Here is a 14,884-nt window from a genome sequence, read left to right as displayed (position 1 = left end):
GCTATCGCGATGCTTCCTCGCGCTCGCTACGGGATGGGGGTGTGCGGAACCGCTCACGGTGCGTCGCCGCCGACAACGGCCGCCGCTCGCGCCACCCGTGGCGCTCCAGGTCCGGAATGTCCTGCAGACGGCTCACCGGGCCGAGGCAGAGCCACGCCACCGGCCGCACCCCGGCCGGGATCCCGAGCAGGTCGCGCAGGAAATCCTCGCGGTAGAAGCTCACCCAGCCGACGCCGAGGCCCTCCGCGGTGGCGGCCAGCCAGAGGTTCTGGATGGCCAGGCACACCGAGTAAAGGCCGGCGTCGGCGATCGCGTGGCGGCCGAGCACGTCCGGGGCGCCGCGGCTCTCGTCGTAGGTCACGACGACACCGAGCGAGGACGACAGGATGCCCTCGATCTTGATCGGCGCGAAGGTCTCCCGGCGCTCCGGCGGCAGCGACGCGGCGAACACCTCGCGCTCGGCGAGCACGTGGTCGCGGAACGCGGTACGCGTCCGGGTGCTCTCGACGAGCACGAAATCCCACGGCTGGGTGAGTCCGACGCTCGGCGCGGAGTGCGCGGCCTCCAGCACTCGGGTCAGCACCTCGTCGTCGATGGGCTCGCCGGTGAACTCCGCGCGCACGTCCCGCCGTCGCCGCAGGACCTCGTAGAACTCCTCGATCATGCGTCCAGGATCGCCGACACCCAGCGCAGCGCGGCGTCCACGTCCGCGACGGTGTGCGCCGGCGGACGCGGCGGGCGCCGCACGACGACCACCGGCACGCCCTCCTGGCGGGCCGCGACGAGCTTCGCGGTGGTCATGTCGCCGCCGCTGTCCTTGGTGACCAGCACGTCGATGCGGTGCTCGCGCAGCAGCGCGGTCTCGCCCTCGACGGTGTACGGGCCGCGGTCGAGGAGGACGTCCAGGCGCGGCGGCAGCGGCGGCTCCGGCGGGTCGACGCAGCGGGCCAGGAAGTGCGCCCGCGTGCAGCGCGCGAAGGTGGACAGGCCCTGGCGGCCGCTGGTGAGGAAGATCCGGTCGCCGAGGCGTTCCACCAGGTCCGCGGCCTCGTCGAGGGTGTCCACCCAGTGCCAGTCGTCGCCGGGTCCCTGCTGCCAGCCGGGGCGCTGCAGCCGCAGCAGGGGCACGCCCGCCTTGCTCGTGGCCGTTGCCGCGGACGCTCCGATGCGCTCGGCGAACGGGTGTGTGGCGTCCACCACGGCGGCGGTGCCGTGTTCGGTCAGCCAACGCGCGAGGCCGTCCGGCCCGCCGAAGCCGCCGATCCGCACTTCGCCGACCGGCAGGCGGGGGTTGGCGACCCGCCCGGCCAGCGACGACGTGACCGCGACGCCGCGTCGCACGAGCCCGGCGGCCAGCGCGCGGGCCTCACCGGTGCCTCCGAGCACGAGTACTTCCGTCACGCCAGCCATACTGCCTGGTGATGAGGTACGGGTGGACCACCGGAGCGTGTGCGACCGCGGCCACCACGGCCGCGTACACCGCGCTGCTCACCGGCGAGTTCCCCGACCCGGTCGAGGTGGAGCTGCCGCAGGGGCGCCGCCCGGCGTTCGCGCTGGCCACCGAGCGGCTGGACGCGGATTCGGCGACCGCAGGGGTGATCAAGGACGCCGGTGACGACCCGGACGTGACGCACGGCGCGCTGATCCTGTCCACGGTCCGGCGTGGCGAGCCGGGCAGCGGCGTGACGTTCCGCGCGGGCGTCGGGGTGGGGACGATTACCCTGCCCGGGCTGCCGCTGCCGGTCGGCGAGCCGGCGATCAACCCGGTGCCGCGGCGGCTGATGACCGAGGCGGTGCGCCGGGTGGCGGCCGCGTTCGGCGATTCCGGGGACGTCGTGGTCGAGATCTCCGTGCCCGAGGGTGAGGAGCTGGCGCGGCAGACGTGGAACCCGCGGCTCGGCATCCTCGGCGGGCTGTCGATCCTCGGCACGACCGGCGTGGTGGTGCCGTACTCGTGCTCGGCGTGGATCGACAGCATCCGGCGCGGGGTGGACGTCGCGCGGGCGCTGGGGCACGAACACGTGGCCGGTGCGACGGGAAGCACGTCGGAGCGGGCGGTCGCCGAGCGGTACGGGCTGCCGGAGACGGCGTTGCTCGACATGGGCGACTTCGCGGGCGCGGTGCTCAAGTACGTGAAGCGCCACCCGGTGCCGCGGCTGACGATCGCGGGCGGGTTCGCGAAGATGTCGAAGCTCGCTGCCGGGCACCTGGACCTGCACTCGAAGCGGTCGCAAGTGGACCTCGCGCTGCTGGCGTCGCTCGCGCCCGAGCCGCTGGCCGCGCGCATCCTCGAGGCGAACACGGCGTTGCACGCGCTGCAGCTGTCGCAGGAAGCGGGCTTCCCGATCGGTGAGGCGGTGGCGGACCGGGCGCGGGCGTTCGCGGCGTCGGTGCTGGACCCGGCGCCGGTCGCGGTGGACGTGCTGGTGATCGACCGGGCGGGGAACGTGGTCGGGGTCAGCGAACCGCCGAGCGGCGCGGGTACCTGACGCCCGGCGGCCAGGCCGGGCCATTCAGCGGCCAGCCGGCGCGGTGCACCGGCGCCGTCGGTCAAAACGTCCTGCGCGACCAGGTCGAGGATCGAACCGCCGGCGAGGCGTTTCGCGCGGGGCGGCGGAATTCACCGCCGGCGTTTCCGATCAATCGCCCGCCGGGTCCGGGACGATCCGGATCTTTTCCGACCGGTCCCGCGCCGCGGAGTACAGGTAGCTGTCCGGGAACTTCTCCGCCGCCAGCACGCGGCCCACGAAGATCACCGCCGCGCGGTCGATTCCCGCGGCGCGCACTTCGGGCGCGATCCGCGACAGGACGCCGCGCAGAATCCGCTGCCCCGGCTGGCTCGCGCAGTGCACCACGGCCACCGGGCAGTCCGCGCCGTAGTGCGGCAGCAGCTCCTCGACCACCTGCTCGATCCGGTTGATCGCCAGGTGCACGGCCAGCGTCGTGCCGGTCGCGGCGAAGTTCGCCAGCGTCTCGCCTGTCGGCATGGCCGTCGAGCGGGCCTGGACGCGCGTGATGACCAGGCTCTGCCCGACCGTCGGCACCGTCAGTTCGCGCCCGAGTTCCGCTGCCGCCGCGGCGAACGCCGGCACGCCGGGCACCACCTGGTAGGGCACGCCCGCGGCGTCGAGGCGGCGCATCTGCTCGGCCACCGCGCTGTAGATCGACGGGTCGCCCGAGCACAGCCGCGCCACGTCGTGGCCCGCGCGGTCGGCCGCCACCAGCTCGCCGACGATCTGCTCCAGCGACAGGTCCGCCGTGTCGATCTTGCGCGCGTCCGCCGGGCAGTGGGCGAGCAGATCGGGCGGCGTGAGGCTGCCGGGGTACAGGCACACCCCGCAACGCGCCAGCAGGTCCCGCCCGCGCACGGTGATCAGGTCCGCGGCGCCGGGCCCGGCGCCGATGAAGAACACGGTCATTTCAGGAAACTCCATTGCGTCACGGTCCGGGCCGGGGTCCAGCCGGTGAATCCGCCGAGCGGCGCGGCGTGCTCGACGGCGATCCGGGTCAGCTCGCCGCCGTGCCGCTGGTACGCGCTCGCCAGCACTTGCTCCGAATCGAGCGTCACCGCGTGGGCGACGAGCCGCCCGCCGGGCCGCAGCGCGTCGAGGCAGACGTCCAGCGACGCCAGCCCGCCGCCGACGAACACCGCGTCGGGCGTGGGCAGGTCCGCCAGCACCTCCGGCGCGGCACCCGTCACGACCCGCAGTTCGGGCACCCCCAGCCGGTCCGCGTTGCGCCGGATCCGCGCGGCCCGTTCCGCACTGCGCTCGACGGCGATCGCGCGGTTCGCCGGATGCGCCCGCGACCACTCGATCCCGACGCTTCCGGCCCCGGCGCCGACGTCCCACAGCAGCTCACCGGCCACCGGCGCGAGCCGGGCCAGCGCGCTCGCCCGCAGGTCCCGTTTGGTGATCTGCCCGTCGTGCTCGAAGGCGTCGTCGGGCAGGCCGGGCAGGGTCGGCAACCTCGGGCCCGCGCACTCGACGGCGACGACGTTCAACGGATCACCCGCGGGGTGTGACCAGTCTCGCGCGAAGCCTTCGACGCGGCGCTCGGCCGGACCGCCGAGCTGCTCCAGCACCGTGAGTTTGCTCTCGCCGAAACCCCTTGCCACCAGCACTTCGGCGAGTTCCGCGGGCGTGCGGCCGTCGGAGCTGAGCACCACCAGCCGGGCCCCCGGCGCGAGCGCCCGGCTCACCCGGTGCACGCTGCGCCCGACGACGCTGACCACCTCGGTCTCCTCCGCGGACCAGCCCATCCTGGCCCTGGCCAGCGCGACCGACGACACCGCGGGCACGATCCGCACGTGCTCCGCGCCGAACCGCCTGACCAGCGTCGTCCCGATGCCGGACAGCAGCGGATCGCCGCTGGCCAGCACGACGATCCGGCGTCCGGCGTGCTCGGCGAACAGGCCGTCCAGCGCGGGCAGCAGCGGGCTCGGCCACGCCACCTTCGGCACGTCCACCGGCACCAGGTCGAGCTGGCGGCGGCCGCCGAACAGCACCTCGGCCGCCGCGATCTCGGCGCGCACGGGCTCGGCCAGCCCGGCCCACCCGTCTGCCGGGACACCCACAACGACGATCCTCACGGGGGGAGACCGTATGCGATGATCCTGGGGACGGTCGCCGCAGGAACCCGGTGCGACTCCGGGGCGGTCCCGCCACTGTGACCGGCCGAGCGTGCCGGGAGCCAGAGCTTCGGCGGCCGTTACGTGCCCGGCACGTGCCCTGTTCAGGCGGGCGAGGACACCCGCGCGTGGCGAAGGAGTTCGCTTGAGGCCGTATCCGTTCACCGCCGTCGTCGGGATGCCGGACCTCCGGCTCGGACTGGTGCTCTCGGCGATCTCCCCGGCCATCGGCGGGGTGCTGGTGCGTGGCGAGAAGGGCACCGCGAAGTCGACGATGGTGCGCGCGCTGGCCGGCCTGCTGCCCGAGGTCGACGTCGTCGAGGGCTGTCGGTTCTCCTGCGACCCCGCCGCGCCCGACCCGGACTGCCCCGACGCGCCGCACGACACCCGTGCGCTGCGCCGTCCCGCCCGGCTGGTCGAGCTGCCGGTCGGCGCGGCCGAGGACCGCGTGATCGGCTCGCTCAACCTGGAACGCGCGCTCACCGAGGGCGTCACCGACTTCCAGCCCGGCCTGCTCGCCGCCGCGCACCGCGGCCTGCTCTACGTCGACGAGGTCAACCTGCTGCACGACCACCTGGTCGACACGCTGCTCGACGCGGCGGCGATGGGCCGCGCGACCGTCGAGCGCGAGGGCGTCTCGGTGTCGCACGCGGCGCGGTTCGTGTTGATCGGCACCATGAACCCGGAGGAGGGCGAGCTGCGGCCGCAGCTGCTCGACCGGTTCGGGCTGACCGTCGAGGTCGCCGCGAGCCGCGATCCGGAGCAGCGCGCCGAGGTGATCCGTCGTCGGCTCGCCTACGAGGCGGATCCGGACTCGTTCGCCGCGCGGTACGAGGACACCGACGCCCAGCTCGCGGCCGAGATCGCGGCGGCGCAGAAGCTCCTGCCGTCGGTCGAGCTGAGCGACGACGCGTTGCGGCAGATCGCCGAGGTGTGCGCGGCGTTCGAGGTGGACGGGATGCGCGCGGACATCGTCACCGCGCGCACCGCGGTCGCCCACGCCGCGTGGAGCGGGCGCACCGAGGTGTCCACTGAGGACATCCGCGTCGCGGCGCGGCTCGCGTTGCCGCACCGGCGCCGCCGCAACCCGTTCGACGCGCCCGGGATCGACGAGGAGCAGCTCGAACAGGCATTGCGCGACGCCGAGCCGCCGGAGGACCCCGGCCCGCCGGACGACGACGGCCCCGGCTCGGGTTCCGACGCCCCGGCCGAAACCCCGCAGGGACAGCAGCAGCCGGAGACCGGTGGCGAACCGGGCGGCGGCGGGAGCGAGCAGCAGTCCGTCGGCGCCGGAAAGCCGTACCGGGCGAGGATGTTCAGCGTCGCCGGTCTCGGTGAGGGCGCGCACGGCAAGCGGTCCCGCGCGGTGACCGACGCCGGCCGGACCATCGGCGTCCGGCCCCCCGGCACGCGCGAGGGACGGCCGCACCTGGTGGCGACCGTGCGGGCGGCCGCGCCGCACCAGCGCTCCCGCGGCCGCGACGGCGCCGGCCTGGTGCTGCGGCCCAGCGACCTGCGGTTCGCGTTGCGTGAGGGGCGCGAGGGCAACCTCGTGTTGTTCTGCGTCGACGCGTCCGGCTCGATGGGCGCGAAGTCGCGGATGCGGGAGGTGAAGGCCGCCGTCCTGTCCCTGCTGCTGGACGCCTACCAGCGGCGGGACAAGGTCGGGCTGGTGACGTTCCGGGCCGGCGCCGCCGAGCTGGCGCTGCCGCCGACGATCAGTGTCGAGGCCGCCGCCGCGCGCCTGGAGGGCTTGCCGACGGGCGGGCGGACGCCGCTCGCGGAAGGACTTCTGGAGGCCGCGCGTGTGCTGCGGGTCGAGGCGGTGCGGGACCCGCGCCGTCGTCCGCTGCTGGTGGTGGTCACCGACGGCAGGGCCACCAGTGGCGCGGACGCGGTCGCGCGCTCGCAGCAGGCCGCGGAAATGCTGGCCGGGGCGGGCGTCGCGTCCGTGGTGATGGACTGCGAGACCGGGCGCATGCGGCTGGGGCTTGCGGCGGAACTGGCCGCGCGGCTGGGCGGCGAACACGTGCCGCTGGGCGAGGTCGCCGCCGACACGCTGGCCACCGAGGTGCGCAGGAGGGCTGCCTGATGCCGCAGGGGAAACCGCTGGTCGTGCCGGACGACGGCCTCACCACCCGCCAGCGCCGCAACCGGCCGCTGCTCGCCGTGCACACCGGCGAGATGAAGGGCAAGTCCACCGCCGCGTTCGGGATGGCGCTGCGCGCGTGGAACCAGGGCTGGTCGATCGGCGTGTTCCAGTTCGTCAAGTCGGCGAAGTGGAAGGTGGGCGAGGAGAACGCCTTCCGCGCGCTGGGCGCCCTGCACGAGAGCAGCGGCCAGGGCGGGCCGGTCGAGTGGCACAAGATGGGCGAGGGCTGGAGCTGGTCACGCAAGCAGGGGTCGGACGAGGACCACGCCGCCAACGCGCGTGAGGGCTGGGCGGAGATCAAGCGCCGCCTCGCCGAGGAGCGCCACGACTTCTACGTGCTGGACGAGTTCACCTACCCGCTGCACTGGGGCTGGATCGACACCGCCGAGGTGGTCGCCGCGCTGCGCGACCGGCCGGGCCGCCAGCACGTGGTGATCACCGGCCGCAACGCGCCGGAGGAGCTGATCGAGGCCGCCGACCTGGTGACGCACATGACGAAGGTCAAACACCCGATGGACGCCGGGCAAAAGGGCCAGCGGGGCATCGAATGGTGAACCGCGTCGTCATCGCCGCGCCCGCGTCCGGGCACGGCAAGACGACGATCGCGACCGGGCTGATGGCCGCGTTGCGGGCGCGCGGGCTGGCGGTGTCCGGGCACAAGGTCGGGCCGGACTTCATCGACCCCGGCTACCACTCGCTGGCGACGGGACGGCCGCCACGCAACCTCGATCCGTTCCTGCAGGGCGAATCCCTGCTCGTGCCGTTGCTGCGGCACGGTTCCGCGGGCGCGGACATCGCGGTGATCGAAGGCGTGATGGGCCTGTTCGACGGGCAGCTCGGCACCGAGGGCTACGCGTCGACGGCGCACGTCGCGCGGCTGCTGGGCGCGCCGGTGGTGCTCGTGGTGGACGCGTCGGCGGCGAGCCGCAGCGTCGCGGCGATGGTGCTCGGGTTCGCGCGGTACGAGCCGGGCGTCGAGATCGCGGGCGTCATCCTCAACAAGCTGGGGTCGCCGCGGCACGAGGAGGAGATCCGGGCGGCCCTGGTGCGCACCGGGATTCCCGTGCTGGGCGCGTTGCGGCGCAGCGACGACATCCACGCGCCGAGCAGGCACCTCGGTCTGGTGCCTGCCGCGGAACGGGACGCCGAGTCGCGTGAGCTGCTGCCGAAGCTGGCCGCGTGGGTGGCCGACGGCGTCGACCTGGAAGCGATCGTGCGGGTGGCGCGGTCGGCTCCGGCTCTGACCGCCCCGGCGTGGGAGCCGAGCGGGTCGTATTCGGGGCCGCGCCGGGTGGTGGCGGCGGCCGCGGGGCCTGCGTTCACGTTCCGGTACACCGAGACGGTGGAGTTGCTCGCGGCGTCCGGTGTGGACGTCGTCGACCTGGATCCGTTGCACGACAAGACGCTTCCCGAGGGGTGCGCCGGGTTGTACTTCGGGGGCGGGTTCCCCGAGGTGCACGTCGAGGACCTGTCGGCGAACGCGCCGCTGCGCGAGGAGCTGGCCGCGGCGATCCGGAGCGGGATGCCGGTGGTGGCCGAGTGCGCCGGGTTGCTGTACCTGTGCCGGGAGCTGGACGGGCTGCCGATGGTGGGGGCGCTGGACGCGTCGGCGGTGATGACCAAGCGGGGCGCGCTGGGGTACCGGACGGCATCAGCGCCGGTCGATCATCTGCTGGCTCGCGCCGGGGAGCGGGTGACGGGGCACGAGTTCCACCGGACCGTGGTGACGCCGCGGGCGGGCGCGGTGCCGGCGTGGGAGTGGGACGGTGTCGCCGAGGGTTTCGCCTCGTCCACGCTGCACGCGTCGTACCTGCACGTCCACTGGGCCGGGCACCCCGCGCTGGCGCACCGGTTCGCGGCGGCGGTGCACGCGCGTGGCTGACTACGACCTGCACCACCACGGGGATCGCGAGGTCGGGGACGGCCTGGTGGACCTGGCGGTGAACGTCCGGCTGCCGTCGCCGCCGGCGTGGCTGCGGGCGGAGCTGGCCGCGGCGCTGGACGACCTGGCCGCGTATCCCTCGGTGGACGCGGCTGCCGAGGCGGTCGCGGCGCGGCACGGCCGGGACGTGTCGGACGTGCTGGTGACGGCGGGTGCGGCGGAGGCGTTCACGTTGCTGGCCAACGCGTTGCGGCCGCGGCACGCGGTGGTGGTGCACCCGCAATTCACCGAGCCGGAGGCGGCCCTGCGCGCGGCGGGCCACGAGGTGGACCGGGTCGTGCAGTCCGCTTCGGACGGTTTCACCCTGGGACCGGTGCCCGCGGACGCGGATCTGGTGTTCGTCGGCAACCCCACCAACCCGACGTCCGTGCTGCACCCGGCCGCGGCGTTGCGTGCGCTGGTGCGCCCGGGCCGGGTGCTGGTGGTCGACGAGGCCTTTTTGGACGCGGTGCCGGGCGAGCCGGAAAGCCTGGCGGGGGAACGACTTCCAGGTGTGGTGGTGATCCGCAGCCTGACGAAGACGTGGGGGATCGCGGGCCTGCGCGCGGGTTACGTCCTGGCCGAACCGTCGCTTGTGGACGCCCTGCGGGCCGTGCAGCCGCCGTGGTCGGTGTCGACGCTCGCCGCGCGCGCCGTGGTGGCCTGCATGCGACCGTCGGCGCTGGACGAGGCGGACAAGCTGGCGGTGCGGGCGGAGCAGGACCGGGACTACCTGGTCGCCGGTCTGCGCTCCCTGGGAGTCGAAGTGGCCGGCGAGCCACGCGGCCCGTTCGTGCTGGTGCGCATCCCGGACGCGGCGAACCTGCGGCTGCGCCTGAGAGCGGCCGGATACGCCGTCCGCCGGGGCGACACATTCCCCGGCTTGGACGGAGATTGGCTGCGGATCGCAGTGCGGGACCGCGAGGTGACCGATTCCTTCCTGGAGGCCCTACGGTCTCGGCTGAACGGGTGAACTCTGTTCAACATGCGCTGACGGCGGCCGGCGAAGCGGTAGGTACGGGTGGTGCTATCGCCGAACGTCCGGCGGGGCTTCCGGGCTCTGATCGGAGAACAACTCTGGGGCGGTCTCGTCGCCCATGGCGTCACCCGCAGCTACCCGGCCGGATCCTTCCTGCTGCGCCAGGGTGATCCAGGAGGATGGGTGCTGGTCCTCCTGCGGGGACGTGTGAAGGTCACCGGGCACGACGAGGAGGGGGCGGAACTCCTCGTCTCGCTACGTGCGGCTGGTGACCTGGTCGGCGAGATTGCCGGTGTTCCACAGGTCGCGAGGACGGCGAGCGTGCAGGCGATCGACCGCTGCACCGTGCAAGTCCTCACCGCCGAGGTGTTCCGCGAGTTCCTCCGCCGGAACTGCGCGGACAGCCAATTCACCGATTACCTGCTGGCCAAACTGTCCGAAACGGTCCCCTACCAGATGCAGTTGGTGCACTTCAGCGCCCAGCGCCGTCTGGCAAGGCTCATCCTGGAACTGGTCGCGCTGGCCGATCCAGGTGATCCGGAGCGGATGCAGGTGCCGTTCTCGCAGGAGGCGCTCGCTCGTGCGCTCGGGCTGTCCCGAAGCACCGTGGCCGAACAGATCTCGGTCCTCCGCGCATCCGGGGCTCTCGGTCTCGGTCGGCGGCTCCTGGTGGCAGATCTCGACAAACTGGCGGACAGTGCTGGACTGTGACGGCAGTCACTACGGAGTTTGTCTGCCATCGGACAATTCCCGGACCGCGCCTCGCGGATCGTCTTGCCAGTGCCTCGCACCAGGAGCGCAGGCAGGAAGGCGATCACGATGGACAAGCACGATCACGTCGAAGCACTACCTCCGTACCGGGCTCTGCTGGTGGTCGACATCAAGAACTTCAGTGGCAGGCGCGGCAGGTTCCACGCCGAGCTGACCGAGGCCGTGCCGGAAATCCTCGAGCAGGCGTTCCAGCGGGCCGGGTTGTCCGGGCTGTGGCAGGAGCACAAGTACCGATCGACGACGGGCGACGGTTACGTCGCGGGCTTCCGCGCCGAGATGCTGCCGTTCCTGCTCAACCCGTTCCTGCCCGCGCTGCAGGAGGAGCTGGAGTACCGCAACACGGTCGGTTGGCGTCCGGCTGGCGAAGAGCCGCTGCGGATGCGCGTCAGCGTCAACGTGGGCCCGATGACGGACTCGGGCCGCGGTATCTCCGATGGGAGCGGGGAGTCGCGGGTGGAGAACCACCGGCTGCTCGACTCGGAGCCGGTCCGCGACCTGCTGAGTCGTTCGGGCAAACCGACCTGCGTGGCGGCGATCGTCTCGGAGCGAGCGTTCGCCGACGCGGTCGCGACCGGCTACACGGGGGAGGACGAGGCTTTGTACGTCCGGGTTCCGGTCAGTCAGAAGACCTACCGCGGTGCCGCCTACCTGCGCGTGCCCAAGCCGTCCGGCGACCTCCTCGACCGCGGTTTCCGGAACGAGGTCGAGGCGGCCGAGGACCCGGACGGCCGGCAGGAGACCGCGACGAACTCGACGGTGATCCACCACGCGAGCGGTCCGTTGCACAGCGGCTCCGGCAACCAGTTCAACGGGGAAACGCAGAACATCGTCGGCCGCAACACCGGCGGGATCCACCAGTCCTTCGACAGGCGTGACCGGTGAGCACCCCCACGAACCGGACCGAGATCGCCGACGTGGCCGGCCCGGTGCACACCGGCAGCGGGGACCAGATCCACCACTACTACCAATTGCTCGGGCAGGTGCGGGAGGACCCGGTACCGGCCACACGCAGGCCGGTCACCGCCGATGACCTCCACTGGTTGCGGAGCAGGTTCGAGCCGCCTCCCGGGTTCGACAGGGCGGTGCCTGTCGCGGACGGCGGCCTCGTCGTCGTGAGCGGGCGGGCGGGCTCGGGCAGGGAAACCGCGGCCCGGATGCTCTTGTGTCCCGAGGGCGATGTGGTGCGAGAGATCCAGGAGGTGGAGACAGAGGCGGGGATCGACGTTCCACTCGGCGACGTCGAAACCGGGGACCGGCTCCTGGTCAACTTCTCCGCCCTGCACCGCTGGGAGTTCTCCGCTGGTGAGGGTGAGCTGCGGTCGCTGGCCGATGCGGTGGTGCGGAACCGGGCTCGACTGGCGTTGGTGATCGGCCGGGAGCAGGAGGACTGGCTCCACGACGATCTGCGGCGGCGGGTCGTGCGGCTGGAGCGACCGGACGCCCTGCGGGTCGTGCTCAAGCACCTTGCACAAGCCGGGATCCAGCTCCGAGCCGAACAGGTCGACGGCCCGCTCCGGGAGGTTCTCGAGGGAGCCTCGATGAGCGAGCTGATGCGTGTGGGACAGCTGGTCGTCGAGGAGAGCGAACAGGACCAGGGCGGTCCGCGGGTCTGGCTGGCCGCCGCGGTCGAAGCGATTCGAGGTTACCCGGGAGAACTGGAACGGCTTCTGGAGAAGCAACCGGAAGGACGACAGCGTGCGTTGTTGCTTGCCGCCGCCGCTATGGCGGAGGCGCGGATCGACGCGGTGGCGTCGGCCGAGCGCAGGCTGCTCGAGCTGGTCGAGTTCCCGGCCGCCGAACAGCACTGGCTCGAGTCGGACGGCGTGGTTGCGCGACTCGGCCGCATCGGGGCCGAGGTGGACGACCGGCGAGTGGTGTTCGCGCGGATCGGTTACGCCGAGGCGGTGCTCGGCCGGTTGTGGGACGAATACGCCGGCCTTCACCAGGACCTCGGACGGTGGCTGTCGGAAGTCGCCGTCTCGCCGGACCTGACCGAGACGGAACGGGGGCTGATCGGTGACCGGCTCGGCGATCAGTTGCTGCGCAGTCACGACGTGCGGGCGCTCCTCGCAACGGCGCGAGCCTGGGCCACCCAGCCAAGGAACGAAGTACGGGTACTGGCTTACCGGCTGCTCGCCCGTGCAGTCGTGGATCGGCACTGCGGACGAGAGGCGCGCAAGCAACTGCGCGAGTGGGCGCTGGATCCCTCCTTGCCCGCGCGGCTCGCGCACGTGGTGCTCGCGGTGTGCGAGCAGGTGCTGGTGCACACCCAGCCGGACATGGCGGTGGTGCGGCTGAGGCTGCTGACCCTGCATCCCGCTCCGGCCGTCTCGGCCACCGCTCGCGAGGTCCTGATCCGTCTCGCGAACGACGGGCGGATGTATCGGCGGATCCTGGCCGTTCTGGCCAGGACGAACAAGATCGACCACGACCTCTTCGCCGTTCTGTGCGCGCCCGGCCGAGCCGACGGGAACCGGTGGACGCACGCCCGTCTGAGCGACTGCTGGCGCGCGATCCTGGACGAACGCGATGCCCGAGGGTGGTCCCACCTGGCCGAGCCGTGGCTGGCCGAGGCGGCCTTCGGTGGGCGTCCGGAGTTGCTGGACATCCTCACCGCTGCCGCCGGCGCGGACCCGGTGCGAGCGAGCCGGCTGTTCGTCGTCGTCCGGGAGTGGGCTTCCCGTCACGAAGGTGGGATGCCGGTGCTCACCAGGCTTCGACGTGGCCTCGACGAACAACAGGGTGTGACTGATTTGTGGGACGACGAGCCGATTTCGGAGGCGAAGTGATGAACAACCGGACAGTGGTGGCGAGCGGACTCGGGATCGCGGCGGCCCTGATCGTGTCCGCACTGGTCGGCGGGTGGGTCGCGCTCGTCGTGGTCGTGGTGCTTTTCGTCATCGTCGGGGCCGCGATCGCCGCGACTCGACCGCGACCGCAGCCGCAGTTCGCGCCGCCCGTGCCGCCGCAGCCGATCAACGGCGAGTGCCCGGTGAGCGGAGAACGACTCCGATCAGCCGACCGGGACTACTGCTTCTTCTTCTCAGCTCAGGTGCACTACCAGTTCGTCCCTGGCACGGGCGGACCGGACGTCGCGAGCTGGGCGGTCCAGAACGTGCGTGACCGTGCGAGCGAACTGGCCGGGCGTTATCAACCGGACGATCTGGCCCAAGCGCAACAGGACCTCGCCGCCGCACTGGCGCAGGCAGCGGGCGACTCGGGGTCACGCTGGGCGTGGGCAGCGCAAGTGACGCTGGTGCTGTCCGACGCGGATCGCCAGCTCGTGGACCGCCGCGTCGAACTGAGGAAGAAGGTCCGGCAGTGGGAGGACGAGCTCGCGCTGGAAAAGGCGTTGCGGGCCTACTTGCGCGACGACGCTCTCGCGACCCCCAGCAACGCCCTGATCTGGTGGCTGGCGCAGCACAAGGACCGCGTCGAGGAGGCTGTACGACTTCGGGGGACGTTCGCGCTGTTGTCCTCCGCAGCTCACGAATCCACGGTGTCTCCGTTCTTCGCGTCCTACGCGGCGGACGCGGAACCGGCGGTTTCGGAAGCCGTGCAGCGGCACTTCGCCGCCGAACCGGCGGATCGTCCCAGCTCGCCGGTCGAGCTCGCCGACCGGTTCGTCCAGGCGGTGTATCCCTCGGCCGACGACGAGCCGCAGCGTGAGTTGCTCAAGGATCGGCTAGCGCGTCTGCTCGTCACGTCGGGGAGGACGGACCTTGGCGATGCGTTGCGGCAGAACGACGATGACGGCGGCCAAGACAATGTCACCTCGTTGTGGTGATCATGGTTCCGCGCTACGGCGCGAGCGCTAGCCAGGCCGCGGCGGCCGCGATCTCCACGCACGCGCCGAGCACGTCGCCGGTGATGCCGCCCAGCCGGGCGGTGCAGCGCCACAACACGGCCCCGGCCGCGGCGAAGGCGACGGTGACCGCTAGCGGGCCGCGCCACCAGTCCATTCCGGGAGCGAGGGTGGCGAGACCGGCGGCGGCGCACAGGGTTGCGACCGTCCACAGCGGATGGATGCTGCCCGCGACGGTGGCGCCGAGTCCCTCGGGCCGGGCCGAGGGGATGCCGCGGGTGCAGCACAGGGCGAGCACCCAGCGGCTCACGAGCGTGCCGGCGGCGGCGGCCGTGACCCCGTGCCCGGCGGAGATCGCGCCGCTGAGTGCTCCACACTGGACGATCAGCACGAGGACCAGCGTGGCGACCCCGGTGGGTCCGGAATCGCCGCGGCGCATGATTTCCAGGGCGCGCTCGCGGTCGAAGGACGCGCCGAGGCCGTCCGCGGTGTCGGCGAGGCCGTCGAGGTGCAGCCCCCGGCTGGCGAGGCCGACCGCGCCGACCGCGAGTCCCGCCACGGCGATCGCGGGCAGCCCGAGCGCACCCCCCGCGAGGACGACGAGCCCGGCCAGCACGGCGAGCGGC

Annotated in this window: 14 protein-coding genes and 1 riboswitch; of the genes, 9 read left to right on the top strand and 5 right to left on the bottom strand. The window is 72.7% G+C overall.

Features of this window, described 5'->3' with window-relative positions; all coding sequences use genetic code 11:
• Nucleotide 1 precedes the first annotated feature (1 nt).
• Both bluB and AMY39116_RS0333125 read right to left on the bottom strand, forming a co-directional pair.
• Entirely contained in the window at nucleotides 2-664 is a 663-nt protein-coding gene (bluB, locus tag AMY39116_RS0333130) for a 5,6-dimethylbenzimidazole synthase (protein WP_020421895.1), read from the bottom strand.
• Nucleotides 661-1,410, bottom strand: coding sequence for a cobalt-precorrin-6A reductase (locus AMY39116_RS0333125; protein WP_369794379.1), 750 nt, complete (start codon nucleotides 1,408-1,410; stop codon nucleotides 661-663). The genes bluB and AMY39116_RS0333125 overlap by 4 nt, the downstream gene beginning before the upstream one ends.
• An 11-nt stretch (nucleotides 1,411-1,421) precedes the next feature.
• On the opposite strand from AMY39116_RS0333125, the gene AMY39116_RS0333120 reads away from it, so the two are divergent.
• Complete coding sequence (locus AMY39116_RS0333120) at nucleotides 1,422-2,489, top strand: cobalt-precorrin-5B (C(1))-methyltransferase (RefSeq protein WP_020421893.1); 1,068 nt, start codon at nucleotides 1,422-1,424, stop codon at nucleotides 2,487-2,489.
• Nucleotides 2,490-2,639: 150 nt separating this feature from the next.
• Here the strand turns inward: AMY39116_RS0333120 and cobM are convergent, their stop codons facing one another.
• Both cobM and AMY39116_RS0333110 read right to left on the bottom strand, forming a co-directional pair.
• Complete coding sequence (gene cobM, locus AMY39116_RS0333115; RefSeq protein WP_020421892.1) at nucleotides 2,640-3,419, bottom strand: precorrin-4 C(11)-methyltransferase; 780 nt, start codon at nucleotides 3,417-3,419, stop codon at nucleotides 2,640-2,642.
• A complete protein-coding gene (locus tag AMY39116_RS0333110; RefSeq protein ID WP_020421891.1) occupies nucleotides 3,416-4,576 on the bottom strand; it encodes a bifunctional cobalt-precorrin-7 (C(5))-methyltransferase/cobalt-precorrin-6B (C(15))-methyltransferase in 1,161 nt (386 codons plus the stop codon). Before AMY39116_RS0333110 ends, cobM begins: the two co-directional genes overlap by 4 nt.
• Nucleotides 4,577-4,637: 61 nt before the next feature.
• Nucleotides 4,638-4,697, top strand: a riboswitch (cobalamin riboswitch).
• A gap of 78 nt (nucleotides 4,698-4,775) precedes the next feature.
• Here AMY39116_RS0333110 and AMY39116_RS0333105 point away from each other — a divergent pair.
• The 8 genes from AMY39116_RS0333105 to AMY39116_RS0333070 all read left to right on the top strand — a co-directional run bounded on the left by AMY39116_RS0333105 (nucleotide 4,776) and on the right by AMY39116_RS0333070 (nucleotide 14,240).
• Nucleotides 4,776-6,722, top strand: coding sequence for a putative cobaltochelatase (locus AMY39116_RS0333105; protein ID WP_020421890.1), 1,947 nt, complete (start codon nucleotides 4,776-4,778; stop codon nucleotides 6,720-6,722).
• Nucleotides 6,722-7,336: a cob(I)yrinic acid a,c-diamide adenosyltransferase gene (cobO, locus tag AMY39116_RS0333100; protein WP_020421889.1), complete on the top strand. Its 615-nt coding sequence runs from the start codon at nucleotides 6,722-6,724 to the stop codon at nucleotides 7,334-7,336. Before AMY39116_RS0333105 ends, cobO begins: the two co-directional genes overlap by 1 nt.
• Nucleotides 7,330-8,664, top strand: coding sequence for a cobyrinate a,c-diamide synthase (locus AMY39116_RS0333095; RefSeq protein ID WP_020421888.1), 1,335 nt, complete (start codon nucleotides 7,330-7,332; stop codon nucleotides 8,662-8,664). Before cobO ends, AMY39116_RS0333095 begins: the two co-directional genes overlap by 7 nt.
• Nucleotides 8,657-9,676, top strand: coding sequence for an Rv2231c family pyridoxal phosphate-dependent protein CobC (cobC, locus tag AMY39116_RS0333090; RefSeq protein ID WP_020421887.1), 1,020 nt, complete (start codon nucleotides 8,657-8,659; stop codon nucleotides 9,674-9,676). Before AMY39116_RS0333095 ends, cobC begins: the two co-directional genes overlap by 8 nt.
• A gap of 48 nt (nucleotides 9,677-9,724) precedes the next feature.
• Nucleotides 9,725-10,393: a Crp/Fnr family transcriptional regulator gene (locus AMY39116_RS0333085; RefSeq protein ID WP_027936439.1), complete on the top strand. Its 669-nt coding sequence runs from the start codon at nucleotides 9,725-9,727 to the stop codon at nucleotides 10,391-10,393.
• Nucleotides 10,394-10,501: 108 nt separating this feature from the next.
• A complete protein-coding gene (locus AMY39116_RS44025; RefSeq protein WP_020421885.1) occupies nucleotides 10,502-11,335 on the top strand; it encodes a hypothetical protein in 834 nt (277 codons plus the stop codon).
• Between the two features lie 32 nt (nucleotides 11,336-11,367).
• Nucleotides 11,368-13,242: a hypothetical protein gene (locus tag AMY39116_RS0333075; RefSeq protein WP_157358778.1), complete on the top strand. Its 1,875-nt coding sequence runs from the start codon at nucleotides 11,368-11,370 to the stop codon at nucleotides 13,240-13,242.
• On the top strand, nucleotides 13,239-14,240 hold the full coding sequence (locus AMY39116_RS0333070; RefSeq protein ID WP_157358777.1) for a hypothetical protein: 1,002 nt from the start codon (nucleotides 13,239-13,241) through the stop codon (nucleotides 14,238-14,240). Before AMY39116_RS0333075 ends, AMY39116_RS0333070 begins: the two co-directional genes overlap by 4 nt.
• Nucleotides 14,241-14,253: 13 nt before the next feature.
• Here AMY39116_RS0333070 and AMY39116_RS0333065 read toward each other — a convergent pair.
• On the bottom strand, nucleotides 14,254-14,884 hold a 631-nt coding region (locus tag AMY39116_RS0333065; protein ID WP_020421882.1), incomplete at its 5' end, for an adenosylcobinamide-GDP ribazoletransferase.

This window comes from Amycolatopsis sp. ATCC 39116 (genome assembly GCF_000231075.2).
GTDB classification, from domain to species: Bacteria; Actinomycetota; Actinomycetes; order Mycobacteriales; family Pseudonocardiaceae; genus Amycolatopsis_E; species Amycolatopsis_E tucumanensis.
The sequence above is the reverse complement of the archived record's forward strand: the minus strand, read 5'-3'. Positions and strand labels throughout refer to the sequence as shown.

Excerpts from the sequence above, each read along its gene's own strand:
- bluB (WP_020421895.1), bottom strand. The coding sequence starts at position 664 with ATGATCGAGGAGTTCTACGAGGTCCTGCGGCGACGGCGGGACGTGCGC.
- AMY39116_RS0333125 (WP_369794379.1), bottom strand. The coding sequence starts at position 1,410 with ATGGCTGGCGTGACGGAAGTACTCGTGCTCGGAGGCACCGGTGAGGCC.
- AMY39116_RS0333120 (WP_020421893.1), top strand. The coding sequence starts at position 1,422 with ATGAGGTACGGGTGGACCACCGGAGCGTGTGCGACCGCGGCCACCACG.
- cobM (WP_020421892.1), bottom strand. The coding sequence starts at position 3,419 with ATGACCGTGTTCTTCATCGGCGCCGGGCCCGGCGCCGCGGACCTGATC.
- cobO (WP_020421889.1), top strand. The coding sequence starts at position 6,722 with ATGCCGCAGGGGAAACCGCTGGTCGTGCCGGACGACGGCCTCACCACC.
- AMY39116_RS0333095 (WP_020421888.1), top strand. The coding sequence starts at position 7,330 with ATGGTGAACCGCGTCGTCATCGCCGCGCCCGCGTCCGGGCACGGCAAG.
- AMY39116_RS44025 (WP_020421885.1), top strand. The coding sequence starts at position 10,502 with ATGGACAAGCACGATCACGTCGAAGCACTACCTCCGTACCGGGCTCTG.